Source organism: Agromyces sp. Y182 (assembly GCF_059445385.1).
Window position 1 is genome coordinate 796,377 of record NZ_JCAIUF010000002.1, and the last position, 13,722, is coordinate 810,098.

The 13,722-nt window shown below is 69.6% G+C and carries 14 protein-coding genes; 5 read left to right on the top strand and 9 right to left on the bottom strand.

What is annotated here, in order from left to right:
- Positions 1-22 precede the first annotated feature (22 nt).
- The 8 genes from dprA to AC1C2R_RS18295 all read right to left on the bottom strand — a co-directional run bounded on the left by dprA (position 23) and on the right by AC1C2R_RS18295 (position 6,227).
- Positions 23-1,309 (bottom strand): DNA-processing protein DprA, encoded by a 1,287-nt coding sequence (dprA, locus tag AC1C2R_RS18260; RefSeq protein ID WP_495380840.1) that lies wholly within the window; start codon positions 1,307-1,309, stop codon positions 23-25.
- Positions 1,306-2,847, bottom strand: coding sequence for a YifB family Mg chelatase-like AAA ATPase (locus AC1C2R_RS18265; protein ID WP_495353676.1), 1,542 nt, complete (start codon positions 2,845-2,847; stop codon positions 1,306-1,308). The genes dprA and AC1C2R_RS18265 overlap by 4 nt, the downstream gene beginning before the upstream one ends.
- Complete coding sequence (locus AC1C2R_RS18270; RefSeq protein ID WP_495353675.1) at positions 2,847-3,203, bottom strand: YraN family protein; 357 nt, start codon at positions 3,201-3,203, stop codon at positions 2,847-2,849. The genes AC1C2R_RS18265 and AC1C2R_RS18270 overlap by 1 nt, the downstream gene beginning before the upstream one ends.
- Before the next feature lie 105 nt (positions 3,204-3,308).
- Positions 3,309-3,632, bottom strand: coding sequence for a DUF2469 family protein (locus AC1C2R_RS18275; protein WP_495353674.1), 324 nt, complete (start codon positions 3,630-3,632; stop codon positions 3,309-3,311).
- Positions 3,633-3,637: 5 nt separating this feature from the next.
- Complete coding sequence (gene rnhB / locus AC1C2R_RS18280; RefSeq protein WP_495353673.1) at positions 3,638-4,318, bottom strand: ribonuclease HII; 681 nt, start codon at positions 4,316-4,318, stop codon at positions 3,638-3,640.
- 1 nt (position 4,319) lies between these two features.
- On the bottom strand, positions 4,320-5,063 hold the full coding sequence (gene lepB / locus AC1C2R_RS18285; protein WP_495380841.1) for a signal peptidase I: 744 nt from the start codon (positions 5,061-5,063) through the stop codon (positions 4,320-4,322).
- An 81-nt stretch (positions 5,064-5,144) separates the two neighbouring features.
- Positions 5,145-5,492 carry a 50S ribosomal protein L19 gene (rplS, locus tag AC1C2R_RS18290; RefSeq protein ID WP_495353671.1) on the bottom strand — a complete coding sequence of 116 codons (348 nt, stop codon included), beginning with the start codon at positions 5,490-5,492 and terminating at the stop codon, positions 5,145-5,147.
- Between the two features lie 210 nt (positions 5,493-5,702).
- A complete protein-coding gene (locus AC1C2R_RS18295) occupies positions 5,703-6,227 on the bottom strand; it encodes a hypothetical protein (protein ID WP_495353670.1) in 525 nt (174 codons plus the stop codon).
- A gap of 86 nt (positions 6,228-6,313) precedes the next feature.
- On the opposite strand from AC1C2R_RS18295, the gene map reads away from it, so the two are divergent.
- Positions 6,314-7,081, top strand: coding sequence for a type I methionyl aminopeptidase (gene map, locus AC1C2R_RS18300; RefSeq protein WP_495380842.1), 768 nt, complete (start codon positions 6,314-6,316; stop codon positions 7,079-7,081).
- Between the two features lie 21 nt (positions 7,082-7,102).
- On the opposite strand, the gene nirD is transcribed toward map, so the two are convergent.
- Positions 7,103-7,453: a nitrite reductase small subunit NirD gene (gene nirD, locus AC1C2R_RS18305; protein WP_495380843.1), complete on the bottom strand. Its 351-nt coding sequence runs from the start codon at positions 7,451-7,453 to the stop codon at positions 7,103-7,105.
- 196 nt (positions 7,454-7,649) lie between these two features.
- On the opposite strand from nirD, the gene nirB reads away from it, so the two are divergent.
- From nirB to AC1C2R_RS18325, 4 genes are all read left to right on the top strand, one after another.
- Positions 7,650-10,277, top strand: a complete 2,628-nt coding sequence (gene nirB, locus AC1C2R_RS18310; RefSeq protein WP_495380844.1) for a nitrite reductase large subunit NirB — start codon at positions 7,650-7,652, stop codon at positions 10,275-10,277.
- A complete protein-coding gene (gene cobA, locus AC1C2R_RS18315; RefSeq protein WP_495353666.1) occupies positions 10,274-11,047 on the top strand; it encodes a uroporphyrinogen-III C-methyltransferase in 774 nt (257 codons plus the stop codon). Before nirB ends, cobA begins: the two co-directional genes overlap by 4 nt.
- The gene (locus AC1C2R_RS18320) at positions 11,047-12,177 is read left to right on the top strand and encodes a uroporphyrinogen-III synthase (protein WP_495380845.1); all 1,131 of its coding nucleotides are present in this window, start codon (positions 11,047-11,049) and stop codon (positions 12,175-12,177) included. The genes cobA and AC1C2R_RS18320 overlap by 1 nt, the downstream gene beginning before the upstream one ends.
- A gap of 138 nt (positions 12,178-12,315) precedes the next feature.
- Complete coding sequence (locus AC1C2R_RS18325) at positions 12,316-13,722, top strand: MFS transporter (protein ID WP_495380846.1); 1,407 nt, start codon at positions 12,316-12,318, stop codon at positions 13,720-13,722.

Consider the following 13,722-nt stretch of genomic DNA (forward strand, 5'->3'; position numbering starts at 1 on the left):
CTCCGCGGCCGGCCCGACGTGCTCATTTCCGCTTCGCCCGCAACCAGCCCTGCGGATGCCTCGCGGCCAGTGCGGCGGCCTCGAGTCCGCCGAGCACACCCATCACCGCGATCGGCGCCATACCGCACCGGCGTGCCACGTCGACGAGCTCTCGAGGGCTACGGGAGCTGAGCGCGTCGAGCACCCGCACCGCCTCGGGCGTCGACTCGATTCCCCATCGTCGGGCCGGAGTCTCGTGCGCCGCGCGGGCCGAGGCGCCGCCCTGTTCGGGTGCACCGTGCTGCGTCGCGATGACGCGCCCCCGCTGACCACCGGCGAGCTCGGCCATCTGATCGGCATCCACGACGCACACCGCGTCGAACTCTCGCAGGAGTCGGTGGCAGCCGGCCGACGCCGGGCTCGTCACCGGACCGGGAACCGCGCCCAACGGGCGGCCGAGGGTGGCCGCGTGTCCGGCAGTGTTCAAGGACCCCGAGCGAAGTCCGGCCTCGAGCACCACGGTCGCATCGCTCGCGGCGGCGATGAGTCGATTGCGTTGCAGGAACCGCCATTTCGTCGGCGCAGCGCCGCAAGGAAGCTCGGAGATCACGGCACCGGTTTCGACGATTCGGGTCAGCAGTGTCTCGTGCCCCATCGGATAGAACCGGTCGACGCCTCCGGCGAGGAAGGCGACGGTCGTGCCGCTGCTCGCAAGCGCGGCCCGGTGCGCCATGCCGTCGATGCCGTACGCGCCCCCGGAGACCACGGCGAAGCCTCGATCGACGAGCCCCGCCGATGCCTCCATCGTCACGTGCTCGCCGTAGCCGGTCGCTGCTCGCGCACCCACGAGCGAGATCGAAGCGCTCGCGCTCGCGAGTGCGGCTGCCCGGCCGCGCACCCACAGGCCGATCGGCGCGTGCACGCCGAGTTCATCGACGCCTCGCGGCCAGACCGCGTCGGATGGGAGCACCAGGCGGGCTCCCACGCGCACCGCCTGCCCCAGCGATCGCACGAACGCGTCGTGATCGAGGCGGGGCAGCCAACGCTCGAGCCCGGCGGTCGCCTCACGTTCGTCGATCGCTCCCCCGGCTTGCGCGACCTCGTCGATGAAGCGAGCTGGGCTTGCCCCGCCGAGCAGCAGCTCGGCCGTCGGCGCAGCACCGAGCACTTCGATCGCGCGCCCGAGCACGCCATCGCCGGGTTCGGCCAAGGTGCCGAGCAACGCCCTGGCGAAGACGTCGTCGAGCGCAGTCGCGTCGTCTGGCGCGACGGACCGCACGGCGGAGAGTTCGATGCGCAGCTGGGTTGCCGAGCGGCGGACGATGCTCATTGTGGGAGCCCCTTTCGGAGGAAGAGCGCCCGCCCGACATGTTCGAGTCCGGGCGAGTCCGCGCCGTCGAGGTCGGCGAGCGTCCACGCGACCTTGAGGATGCGGTCGTAGCCGCGCATCGTGATTCCGCCGAGCTCGAGCGAGCGGTCGAGATCGGCCGTCGCGCGGCCGCCTGGGTGCAGCCCGCCGGCGCCCCGGAGCCACGGGCCGGGCATCTGCGCGTTGGTACGCCATGGTGTGTTGCGCAATCGCCTGGCGGCCCGCCCCCGGGCTTCGAGAACCCGCTCACGCGCCACGGCCGTCGATACTCCCGGCTGCTCGGCCGCGATTCGCAGCCCGGCGGCCGTGATGCGCGGTACGAAGAGCTGCAGGTCGAGCCGATCGCGGAGCGGCCCCGACACGCGGGCCATGTAGCGCCGACGGGCCGCAGGCGGGCAGATGCAGTCGCCGACCTTGGAGCCGTGGTTGCCGCAGGGGCAGGGGTTGGCCGCCAGCACGAGTTGGAAGCGGCCGGGAAACGACGCGACGGCGTTCGCACGATGGATCGCGATGGTGCCGGACTCGAGCGGTTGGCGGAGCACGTCGAGCACCGCCGACGGGAACTCCGGCGCCTCGTCGAGGAAGAGCACCCCGTGGGAAGCGCGGGCTGCAGCACCCGGGCGGATCAGCCGGCTGCCGCCACCGACCATCGCCGCCGCCGTCGCCGTGTGGTGGGGTGCCTCGAATGGCGGTCGCAGCGAGAGCCCGGCATTGAGGGGTTGTCCGGCAAGGGATCTGAGGGAGGCGACCTCGAGCGCCTCTTCGGCCTCGAGGTCGGGGAGGAGGCCCGGCAACCGCGAGGCGAGCATCGTCTTGCCCGCCCCCGGCGGCCCGAGGAGGAACATGTGGTGCCCTCCGGCCGCGGCGGCGATGAGAGCGTCGACCGCGCCATCGTTGCCTGCGATGTCGGCGAGATCGCCGGGCGACTCGTCGGCCTGCTCAGCGCGTTCGGGAGCCGGGACTGGCTCGAACACCCGCTCGTCGAATGCCCCGCCGTGCGAGATCGCCGCATCGATGAGCGAAGCGACCCCGATGACCGTGACCCCGGGCACGAGGCTCGCTTCACCCGCATTCGCGGCCGGCACCATGACCGTGTCGTACCCGGCCCGCACCGCGGCGAGAACGGCGGGCAGGATGCCGTCGATCGGGCGGAGCCGACCGTCGAGGCCGAGCTCGCCGAGGTGCACGACATGCTCGATCGACTCGGGCGAGATCTCGCCCGACGCGGCGAGACAGGCGATCGCGATCGCGAGATCGAAGCCCGAGCCGTGCTTCGGCAGCGCCGCCGGCGACAGGTTCACCGTGAGCCGCCGCTGCGGAAGGGGGCAGCCGGCGTTGACGGCAGCGGCGCGCACCCGATCGCGTGCCTCGCCGAGCGCCGCATCGGGCAGCCCGATGATGATGAATGCCGGCAGCTGCGACGAGAGATCGGCCTCGACCTCGACGATCGAGCCCGTCAATCCGAGCAGCGCAACCGAGCGCGTGCGAGCGACGGGCATCAGTTGATCCCCTCGAGGTGCTCGATGAGCGCGGGCGCCTCGGTCGGGGCGAGCACCGCGACGGCGTCGATGCGAATGCGCGAGACCGGGGCATCCGTCGCCTCGCACCAAGCGATCGCAAGCCGCCTCATGCGCGCGAGCTTCAGGGGCGTGATCGCCTCGAACGGATGCCCGTAGTCACCCGACGTTCGTGTCTTGACCTCGACGAATACCGTGTCTCGGCCGTCGCGCGCCACGATGTCGATCTCGCCGATGCGGCAGCGCCAGTTGCGCTCGAGCACCTCCATACCGCGTGCCTCGAGATGCTCCACCGCGAGCTGTTCGCCGTGCCTGCCGAGTTCTGCGTTGTGCGCCATCCGCACCACCTCCGCGTCCAGCGTGGCGGTCGGCCGCACCTGCGGAGGCCCGGAACGGCGAAGTCACGAAGGTCGATCGAGAAGCGCAGCTGTGGAGGAACAGTGCTATTCGTCGAGTGCGAGTTCTTTCGGCAGCTCGAACTCGCGCGAGGCGAGCTCTTCGACGTTGACGTCTTTGAAGGTGAGCACGCGCACCGACTTCACGAAGCGGTCGGCGCGGTAGACATCCCAGACCCAGACGTCTTTCATCGTCAGCTCGAAGTAGAAGTCGTGCTCGGTGTCGCGGCGCACGAGTTCGACCTCGTTGGCGAGGTAGAACCGTCGCTCGGTCTCGACCACGTATTTGAACTGCGACACGATGTCGCGGTACTCCCGATACAGGGCCAGCTCGACCTCGCGGTCGTAGTCTTCGAACTCGTCCTCATCCATCGCACTCATCCTACGCCGAGGTCGAACAGAGTCGGTGCCGCCGCCACCCGATCGTGCAGCCAGGTCGTGCGGTGCAGCTCGCTCGGCCCGTGCTCGTCGATCGCCGCGAAGTGCGCCCGGCTCGAATACCCCTTGTTCTCGTCCCAGGCGTAGAGCGGCCGCTCGTCGTGCGCACGGCGCATGCCACGGTCGCGATGCACCTTCGCGATGACGGATGCCGCGGCCACCGAGGCGCAGTCGCGGTCGGCCTTGATTCGGGTGACGACGCGTGCCCGATGCTCGATCGAGACGCTGAGCCAGTCGTGGTTGCCGTCGAGGAGCAGCGGCACCTCGACGGCGAGCTCGTTGGCCGCCGACAGTTCGGCGAACGCCCGCGCACCGGCGAGCCCCAGGCAGGCCATGATGCCGAGCTCGTCGATCTCGGCGGCGCTCGCCTCGCCGACGGCGGATGCCCGCACCCAGGTGGATGCCTTCGGCGCCATCGCCTCGCGGCGCGGTTCGCTCAGCAGCTTCGAGTCGCGCAGGCCCGCCGGCATGCGTCGCACGCCCGAGTCGATCAGCACCAAGCCGACGGAGACCGGGCCGGCGAGCGCACCGCGACCGACCTCGTCGCAAGCGAGCAGCATGGGCGCACCGGCGAGGAACTCGCGTTCGGTTCGCAGGGTCGGCACGGCGACGGGCGTCATGTCAGTGATCCGCTTCGCCGACGCCGTCGAAGACCTGCGGGTAGTTGTCGAGCCACGCCCAGTGATCGATGGGCCAGCTGACCACGAATGCACGCCCGACGACGTTGTCGATCGGCACGAAGCCCTTCAGCGGAGTGTCGCCGTTGTAGCGCGAGTCTTTCGAGTTGTAGCGATTGTCACCCATGACCCACAGCGAGCCATCGGGTACCACAACGTCGAAGTCGTCGCGTGAGACCTTCGTCTCGCCCGGGGGCAGGGCGACGTACGGTTCGTCGAGCGGAACGTCGTTGACGCTCATCTGGCCGAGCGCGTTGCAGCACACGACATGATCGCCGGGCAGGCCGATCAGGCGCTTGACGAGGTGGTCGTTCGAGTCGGGCGCCGAGAGCCCGACGAATGCGAGGAACCAATCGACGGCGGCCACGAGGGGCGGCTGCTCGGTCTCGACGCGAGCCGGCAGCCATCCGCCCGGATCTTTGAACACGACGACGTCGCCGCGGGTGAGCGGTGTGACCTCGGGAACCAGCTCGTTCACGATGATGCGGTCGTCTTTGACGAGCGTCTCCTCCATCGACTGCGACGGGATGAAGAACGATCGGATGAGGAACGTCTTGATGAGGAATGAGACGAGCACCGCCACCACGAAGATGATGAGCAGATCCCGTAGGAACAGCAGGACGCTGCGTCTTCTGCTCGGCGATGCCGAATCCACGCGATCTGATCGCGTGTCTGTGTCTTCTGTCATTTAACCGCCCGAGCTCCCCACCCAGTCTAGGGGTGAGGAGCTCGTGGAAGAGTTCGCGTGGCACGCGATCCGCAGAGCGGATCAGGCGTCGCGCTTCTCCTTGATCTTCGCCTTCTTGCCGCGGAGCTTGCGCAGGTAGTACAGCTTCGCGCGACGCACGTCACCGCGGGTGACGACCTCGATGTGGTCGATCACGGGCGAGTGCACCGGGAACTTGCGCTCGACCCCGACCTGGAAGCTCACCTTGCGGACCGTGAAGGTCTCGCGCACGCCTTCGCCCTGGCGGCCGATGACGACGCCCTGGAAGACCTGGACACGCGCACGCGTGCCTTCGATGATGTTGACGTGCACCTTGACGGTGTCGCCGGGGCGGAAGTCGGGGATATCCGACCTCAGGCTCGCGGCGTCGACATGGTCGAGGATGTGCATGATGGTTCGCTCTCTGCGCCCGCAACCGGTCGAACGCTGATCATTGAATGGAAGTGTCTGGTGCCGCCTCGCACGATCACTCGTGCGTGCGCGCTCCCCGGAGGCAGAGTCCTACGGCGGCACAATCCTCTATTGTGCCATGCCGGTGGGCAGTGGGCAAAAGCGGGCGACGGATGCCCCGTGCCGGCACGCTGCCCGCAGCCGCCTGCGTTACTCGTGCACCTCGTGGATGATGATCACGTCGTCGCCGCCGTCGTCGAAGGGCGGACGTCGTGCACCCGGTGCGGCCGATCGGGGCGGGCCGCTCTGGGCACCGCCTTGCTGCTCGGCCGCGAGCCGTTCGAACTCGGCCATCGAGGCCTTCACCCGGCTGGCGCCGTCGGTGATCAGCTGCCATACGGCGAGCCAGAAGGCGGCGATGGCGAGCAAGATGGCGAGGACGCCGAAGAGCGTCGCCGACGCACCGTAGAACCCGGTCGCGATGATCGCGAGGTGCCATGCGGTGAGCACGCCGAAGTCGGTCCACGAGACGGCTTGCTGCTGGCGCACGGTCGGGCGAACGCTCGTGAGGAGTGCGACGATGCCGAGCACGACGAATGCGACGGGGACGACGACGACCAACCCGAGCGTGCCCCAGCCACCGCCACCGAAGATCGCCCAGCCGACTGCGAGCCAGACGGGCAGCACGACGAACGCGATCATCTGCCATCGATAGAACACGCGCCGCAGGAGCATGTTCTCAGCGTAATCCGCCGATGCTGCGCGCGCGCCGGGTGTTCACTCAGGGCGGAGCCGCCAGAATGGACGCGGAGAGGATGAGCGTGATTGAACTTCGAACCCCTGCCGAGATCGAGGAGATGCGGCCCGCCGGCCGTTTCGTGGCGAGTGTGCTGGAGGCGACCTCGGCTGCAGCAGCCGTCGGTGTGAACCTGCTCGAACTCGATGCCCTCGCCCACGAGATGATCCGTGCGGCCGGCGCTGAGAGCTGCTACATCGACTATCACCCGTCGTTCGGCGCGAGTCCGTTCGGCAAGGTCATCTGCACCTCTGTCAACGACGCGGTGCTGCACGGACTCCCCCACGACTACCGACTCCGCGACGGCGACCTGCTGAGTCTCGACTTCGCAGCGTCGGTGAACGGATGGGTCGCTGATTCCGCCATCTCGATCGTCGTCGGCACGCCCCGCGCCGAAGACCTGCGCCTCATCGACACGACCTCTCGCGCGCTCGACGCCGGCATCGCTGCTGCGCGCACCGGCAATCGCATCGGCGACATCTCACGAGCCATCGCGGATGTCGCGAAGGCCGAGGGCTACTCGATCAACACCGACTTCGGCGGCCACGGCGTCGGCCGCACCATGCACGGTGACCCGCACATCCCGAACAACGGCCGCCCAGGCCGTGGACTGCCGTTGAAGCCCGGCCTCGTGGTCGCGATCGAACCGTGGTTCCTCGCGACGACCGATCGGATCTTCACCGATCCCGACGGCTGGACCCTGCGCAGCGCCGACGGTTCGCGTGGCGCGCACTCGGAACACACGATCGCGGTCACCGAGGGCGACCCGATCGTCTTGACGCAGCGCGACTGAGCGCCGAGGCGCCCTTCTCGGTCAGCGCTCGAGCTCGACCTCGATCATTCCGCCGACGATGCGGGTGCGGTAGGTGCGCAGCGCGAGGGCGGCGTCGGTGAAGCACTCGCCCGTGCCGAGGTCGTAGACCTCCTTGTGCAGGGGCGAGGCGATCGTCGGGCGATCGCCGCGCGAGCCGACGATGCCCCTCGCCATCACGGGGGCGCCTGTATGCGGGTCGCGGTGGTCCACGGCGTACACCTCTTCCTCGTCGAGCCGAACGAGCGCGACCTGGCGTTGCCCGATGAGGGCGACCTCGCCCCAGCCCGGTTCGAGTTCGGCGACCTCGCACGTGCGCACCCAGATCGTGGTCTGCTCCATCGTCAGCGACATGCCGGCTCCTCTCAAGTGCTTCGAAGTTACGTTCGGGGTGTTTCCCCTCTGGCCCCCGCGTGTTTCGAGAGCGTGAAAGTGTCCTCACAACGGAGGAGACGGATCGTGCGGCAGAGGACGGTTGCGGTTACCCGCACGAAACAGGGCGGAAACCGGCCGGTCGTACGCTCGCCTCATTCGAGTCCCGGAGGCAGCCATGACCCTGACCACTCATGCCGAAGGCGTGCGCGACGTCGTGATCGTCGGCGGAGGGCCGGCAGCGCACCGACTTGCCGACAGCCTGCACGCTCGCGATGCCGAGCGCACCCTGCGCGTGACCGTCGTCGGCGAGGAGATCCACGAGCCCTACGATCGCGTCGCGCTCAGCACGAGACTCGCGGATGCCGCGGCCGACCTCACCCTCGAGCCCTCTTCGATGTGGGACGACGGTCACATCCGCCTCATCACCGGCGAGCGCGTCGTCACCATCGACCCCGCCGCGCACACCGCGACGACCTCGGGAGGCCAGGCGCTGCACTGGGACGAGCTCGTGCTCGCCACCGGTTCGAGCGCGCCCGTCCCCGAGATCCCCGGCCGCGAGCACGGCCGTGTCTACCGCACGATCGACGATGTCGACGCGCTCGTCGCCGAGACCCGTGAACTCGCCGAACGGCACGGTCGCCCCGCGCAGGTCGTCGTCGCCGGAGGCGGCCTCCTCGGCCTCGAGGCGGCGGGCGGGCTGGCGAAGCTCGGTGCCCACGCCGCGGTCGTGCACTCGGGCGGCTGGCTCATGTCGGCGCAGCTCGACGAGGGCGCAGGACGCGCCCTCGGTCGCATCATCACGGGGCAGGGCATCGGATTGCACCTCGGTACTCGCCCCGCCGCGGTACTGACAGGGCACGACACACGCACCGAGCGCGAGGCGGTCGTGGGCGTCGAGCTCGCGAACGGCCGCCGCATCGACGCCGACCTCGTCGTCTTCGCAATCGGCATCAGCCCTCGCGACGAGCTCGCACGGGCGCTCGAACTCGAGCTCGGACCGCGCGGCGGCGTGGCGATCGGCACGAGCTGCGCGACATCCGCCGACCATATCTGGGCGATCGGCGAGGTGGCGAGCTTCGAGGGCCGCTGCACCGGTCTCGTCGCCCCGGCCAACGCCATGGCCGAAGTGGTGGCCGATCGACTGCTCGGCGGTGCAGCCGAGTTCACGAGCGTCGACGACGCCACCAAGCTGAAGCTCTCGGGCGTCGACGTCGCGAGCTTCGGCGACGCACTCGCCCGAACCGAGCAGGCGCTCGAGATCGTCTACGCCGACCCGGCACGCGGGCTTTACCAGAAGCTCGTCGTGACCTCCGACGCGAAAACCCTCCTCGGTGGAATCTTCGTCGGCGACGCCTCGCCGTACGCCTCACTTCGCCCGCTGCTCGGCACGCAACTGTCGAGCGAGCCCGCCGCATACCTCTCGGCTTCGGGCATGGAGGCGCCAGCCGGTGACGAGCTGCCGGCCGGCGCACTCGTCTGCGCGTGCAACAACGTCAGCGCCGGCACGATCCGCGACGCGGTCGCAGGCGGGCACGCCGACCATGCAGAGGGCTGCACCGAGCTCGGCGCGCTGAAGGCCTGCACCCGCGCCGGCACCCAATGCGGCTCGTGCGTGCCGCTCGTGAAGAAACTGCTCGAGGCCGAGCTGACGAAGTCGGGCATCACCCCCTCGCGGGCGTTGTGCGAGCACTTCGAACTCTCGCGGCAGGAGCTCTTCGAATCGGTGCGCGTGCTCGAGCTCACCTCGTTCGACGCGATCATCGCCCGCCTCGGCACCGGCCGCGGCTGCGACGTGTGCAAGCCCGTGATCGGTTCGATCCTCGCGACGCAGCACGGCTCGTACATCCTCGACGGCGGCCGCGGCGGCCTGCAGGACACGAACGACCGAGCCATGGCGAACATGCAGAAGGACGGCACCTACTCGGTCGTGCCCCGCATCCCCGCGGGCGAGATCACACCGGCCAAACTCGCCGTGATCGCGCAGGTCGCGACCGACTACGGGCTCTACACGAAGATCACGGGCGGCCAGCGCATCGACCTGTTCGGCGCGCGTCTCGACCAGCTCCCCGAGATCTGGAAGCGACTGGTCGACGCCGGATTCGAGTCCGGACAGGCCTACGGCAAGGCCCTTCGCAACGTGAAGAGCTGCGTCGGCTCGACCTGGTGCCGCTTCGGGGTGCAGGACTCGGTCTCGATGGCCGTGCAGCTCGAGCTGCGCTACCGCGGCCTCCGCTCGCCGCACAAGTTGAAGTTCGGCGTCTCGGGGTGCGCCCGCGAGTGCGCAGAGGCGCGCGCGAAGGACGTCGGCGTGATCGCCACCGAGCAGGGCTGGAACATGTACGTCGGCGGCAACGGCGGTTTCCAGCCCGCGCACGCCCAGTTGCTCGCGAGCGACCTCGACGACGAGACGCTCTTGCGCTACATCGACCGCTACATCATGTACTACGTCCGCACCGCCGACCGCCTGCAGCGCACGGCCCGCTGGATCGAGGACATCGAGGGCGGCCTCGACCATGTGCGCGACGTCGTCGTGCACGACTCCCTCGGCCTCGCCGAGGAGCTCGAGCAGGCCATGGCCACGCACGTCGACACCTACGAAGACGAGTGGGCCGCGACGCTCGCCGACCCCGAGCGGCTCCGGCGCTTCCGCTCCTTCGTGAACGCACCGAATGTTCCCGACCCCTCGATCGCCCGGGTGCCCGAGCGCGAGCAGTTCCGGCCGGCGACCGCCGAAGAACGCGAACGGGGCGAGGCCGTGCTCGTCTCCGGCCCCACCATCCCGGTGCGCGGAGCCGACGCATGATCGGCCGCGTCACGCTCGTCGGTGGCGGGCCGGGCCGCGAAGACCTCCTGACCCTCGCGGCTGTTCGCGCGCTCGGCGAGGCCGATGTCGTGCTCTACGACCGCCTCGCACCGCACGAGGGGCTTCCCGCGCTCGCCCCGAACGCCGAGCTCGTCGACGTCGGCAAACGGCCGGGCCACCACGCCGTGCCGCAGTCCGAGATCGAGGCGCTCCTCGTCGAGCACGCGCGCGCCGGCCGTCACGTCGTGCGCCTGAAGGGCGGCGACCCGTACGTGCTCGGGCGCGGCAGCGAAGAAGTGCTCGCCTGCCACGCTGCCGGCGTGCACGTCGAGGTGATCCCCGGGGTCACGAGCGCGGTCGCGGTGCCCGGCGCTGCCGGCATCCCCCTCACTCATCGTGGTGTCAGCCACCTCTTCACCGTCGTTTCGGGTCACGCACCGCTCACCGACGCCGAGCTCGTGCACTTGGCCGGCCTCGGCGGCACGATCGTCGTACTCATGGGCGTGAACTCGCTGCCCTCGCTCACCGCCGGGCTCGCGCGTCACGGCATGTCCGCGCAGATGCCCGTCGCGATCATCGAGCGCGGATTCGGCGCCGAGCAGCGCACGACGATCGCCGACCTCGACGGAATCGTGCTCGCCGCAGGCCGCGCACACGTCACCTCCCCGGCGGTCGTCGTGGTCGGCGAGGTGGTGCGGCTGGCGCACGACGGCGACGCGAGCGCTGCCGAGCTCATGACGCGCGCGGCGGTCGTCGGGGCGGTGAGCTGATGACGGATGCCTCGGAGCTGCCACCCGGCTTCCGGCCGGATCAGCTCGAGGGCTTCCGCATCGGCGTGACGAGTGATCGCCGCTCAGCCGACCTGATCGACGCCCTCGCGCGTCGCGGCGCGCAGGTGCTGCACGCGCCGACGCTGCGCATGGCCAACGCGGTCTCCGACGATCCCGTCATCGACGACACCCGCGCGATCATCGCCGCCCGGCCCGACGTGCTGCTCGCCACGACGGCATACGGGGTGCGCCGCTGGTTCGAGGTCGCCGATTCCGCAGGGCTCGGTGAAGACCTCGTCGACGCGCTCTCCGGCACGGCGATCCTCGTTCGCGGGCCGAAGGCACGCGGAGGCATCCGTGCCGCGGGGCTCAACGACGTCGGCATGAGTGCCGAGGAGACCACCGAGTCGCTCATCGACGAGGTGCTCAGGAGCATGCCCGGCGGCCTCACGGTGGCGGTGCAACTGCACGGATTCCTGAACCATTCGCAACTGGATCGACTGCGAGACGCGCACGACCGGGTGCTCACGGTCGAGCCGTACCGATGGATCGAACCCGACGAGGGCGATGAACGGGTCGACCGGCTCATCGAGGCGGCCTGCACGGGCGGTCTCGACGCCATCACCTTCACGAGTGCCCCCGCGGCGCACGCGCTCTTCGCCGCCGCCGAGGTGCGCGGGCGATACGACGACCTCGTCGATGCGATGTGCGGCCCCGTCGTGGCCGCGGTCGTGGGCCCGGTGACCGCTGCTCCCCTGATCGCCGCCGGGATCACTCCGATCCAGCCCGAACGCTTCCGCATGGGCGCGCTCATCCGGCTCGTCTGCGAGCACCTCGAATCGACGCGCGTGCTGCGCCTCGATACCCGGCACGGCCCGCTCGAACTTCGAGGCGCCGTCGTCGACGTCGATGCGCGTCGCGTCGCGCTCGCCCCCGTCGCTCTCATGATCCTTCGCGCGCTCGTGCTCGCGCGCGGTTCCGTCGTCGGCCGCGAACGCCTCGCGGCGGGGCTGCCCGGAACGAACGACGAGCACGCCCTCGAGGTCGCGCTCAGCCGGTTGCGCCAGACGATCGGCGTCCCCGGTCTCATCGCGACCGTCGTCAAGCGCGGGTACCGGATCGATGTCTGATGCGACCTCACACGCGCTGCCGCGGCGGGTGAGCAGGTGGAGACGCAGGGTTTACGACCGGCACGTTCCGCGGAAACACGTCGCGAATAGCGTCGGGTGGACCAGCTCGACCCCGTGATCGACACCCCGGAGGCACCGATGACCGATACCGTGAGCGCCGCTCCCCCGCACGTCGCAGCACCCGCCGGCACCGAGACTTCGGCCGCGCCGCCGCTCGCCACGAGGCCCGGCCGATGGATCGAAAACTGGAACCCCGAAGACGACGACCAGTGGGAGACCGAGGGCCGGGCGATCGCCCGGCGCAATTTGAAGTGGTCGATCTTCGCCGAATTCCTCGGCTTCATCGTCTGGCAGCTCTGGTCGATCGTCGCCGTGACCCTCCCGGCCGCGGGCTTCGACCTCGACACCGGCGAGGTCTTCTGGCTCATCTCGATCCCGAGCCTCGTGGGCGCGACGCTCCGCATCCCGTACTCCTTCCTCGTGCCGAAGTTCGGCGGCCGCAACTGGACGATCATCTCGGCCGGCCTGCTGCTCATCCCTGCGATCACGCTCGCAGTGTGCGTCTCGAACCCCGAGACGCCGTTCGGCGTGCTGCTCTTCGCCGCGGCGCTCGCGGGCTTCGGCGGCGGCAACTTCGCCAGCTCCATGTCGAACATCACGTTCTTCTACCCGCAGCGGGAGAAGGGCTGGGCATTGGGCCTCAATGCCGCCGGCGGCAACCTCGGGGCATCCGTCGCGCAGTTCGTCGTGCCGATCGTCATCACGATCGGGGCCGGCGCCACGTTGAACCTCCCGCTCGCCGGCTGGATCTGGGTTCCGTTCATCCTGCTCGCGATGTTCGGCGCGTTCCGCTACATGGACAACATCTCGAGCGCGAAGGCCGACTTCGCGGGCTCCGCCGCCGCGCTGCGCGAGCCGCACCTCTGGGTGCTGTCGCTGCTCTACATCGGCACGTTCGGCTCGTTCATCGGGTTCGCGAGCGTCTTCCCGAAGCTCATCGCCGATCAGTTCCCCGAGTTCTCCGCCATCGCGATCGGCGGCGCCTCGATCTCGCTCGCGTTCCTCGGAGCGCTCGTGGGTTCGCTCGCCCGCCCATACGGAGGCCGACTGTCCGACCGCTTCGGTGGGGCGCGCATCACGATGCTCGCCTTCGCCGCGATGGGCGCGATCACCCTCGGGGTGCTGTTCACCCTGCCGCTCGGCAACTTCTGGCTGTTCCTCGGCCTGTTCCTGCTGCTGTTCGCGGCGGCGGGCATCGGCAACGGTTCGACCTACCGCATGGTCCCGGTCGTCTTCGCCGTGCGTGCCGGAACCGAGGCCGGCGACGTCTCGACGCAGCGCAAGTCGGCCGCGGCGCTCGGCCTGATCTCGGCGATCGGCGCGTACGGCGGGTTCCTCATCCCGCAGGTGCTGAACCTGTCGTTCCAGTCGACCGGCGGGTACGCGGGCGCATTCCTCGGCTTCGTCGGCGGTTACGCCGCCCTCCTCGTGCTCACCTACGTCGTGTACGTGCGCTCGGGCCGCCTCGGCGAACACAAGATCTGA

What these genes read in the sequence shown, in the direction of transcription:
- dprA (WP_495380840.1), bottom strand. Translation starts at nt 1,309, where the DNA reads ATGAGCATCGTCCGCCGCTCGGCAACCCAGCTGCGCATCGAACTCTCC.
- AC1C2R_RS18265 (WP_495353676.1), bottom strand. Translation starts at nt 2,847, where the DNA reads ATGCCCGTCGCTCGCACGCGCTCGGTTGCGCTGCTCGGATTGACGGGC.
- AC1C2R_RS18270 (WP_495353675.1), bottom strand. Translation starts at nt 3,203, where the DNA reads ATGGCGCACAACGCAGAACTCGGCAGGCACGGCGAACAGCTCGCGGTG.
- AC1C2R_RS18275 (WP_495353674.1), bottom strand. Translation starts at nt 3,632, where the DNA reads ATGGATGAGGACGAGTTCGAAGACTACGACCGCGAGGTCGAGCTGGCC.
- rnhB (WP_495353673.1), bottom strand. Translation starts at nt 4,318, where the DNA reads ATGACGCCCGTCGCCGTGCCGACCCTGCGAACCGAACGCGAGTTCCTC.
- lepB (WP_495380841.1), bottom strand. Translation starts at nt 5,063, where the DNA reads ATGACAGAAGACACAGACACGCGATCAGATCGCGTGGATTCGGCATCG.
- rplS (WP_495353671.1), bottom strand. Translation starts at nt 5,492, where the DNA reads ATGCACATCCTCGACCATGTCGACGCCGCGAGCCTGAGGTCGGATATC.
- AC1C2R_RS18295 (WP_495353670.1), bottom strand. Translation starts at nt 6,227, where the DNA reads ATGCTCCTGCGGCGCGTGTTCTATCGATGGCAGATGATCGCGTTCGTC.
- nirD (WP_495380843.1), bottom strand. Translation starts at nt 7,453, where the DNA reads ATGTCGCTGACGATGGAGCAGACCACGATCTGGGTGCGCACGTGCGAG.
- nirB (WP_495380844.1), top strand. Translation starts at nt 7,650, where the DNA reads ATGACCCTGACCACTCATGCCGAAGGCGTGCGCGACGTCGTGATCGTC.
- cobA (WP_495353666.1), top strand. Translation starts at nt 10,274, where the DNA reads ATGATCGGCCGCGTCACGCTCGTCGGTGGCGGGCCGGGCCGCGAAGAC.
- AC1C2R_RS18320 (WP_495380845.1), top strand. Translation starts at nt 11,047, where the DNA reads ATGACGGATGCCTCGGAGCTGCCACCCGGCTTCCGGCCGGATCAGCTC.
- AC1C2R_RS18325 (WP_495380846.1), top strand. Translation starts at nt 12,316, where the DNA reads ATGACCGATACCGTGAGCGCCGCTCCCCCGCACGTCGCAGCACCCGCC.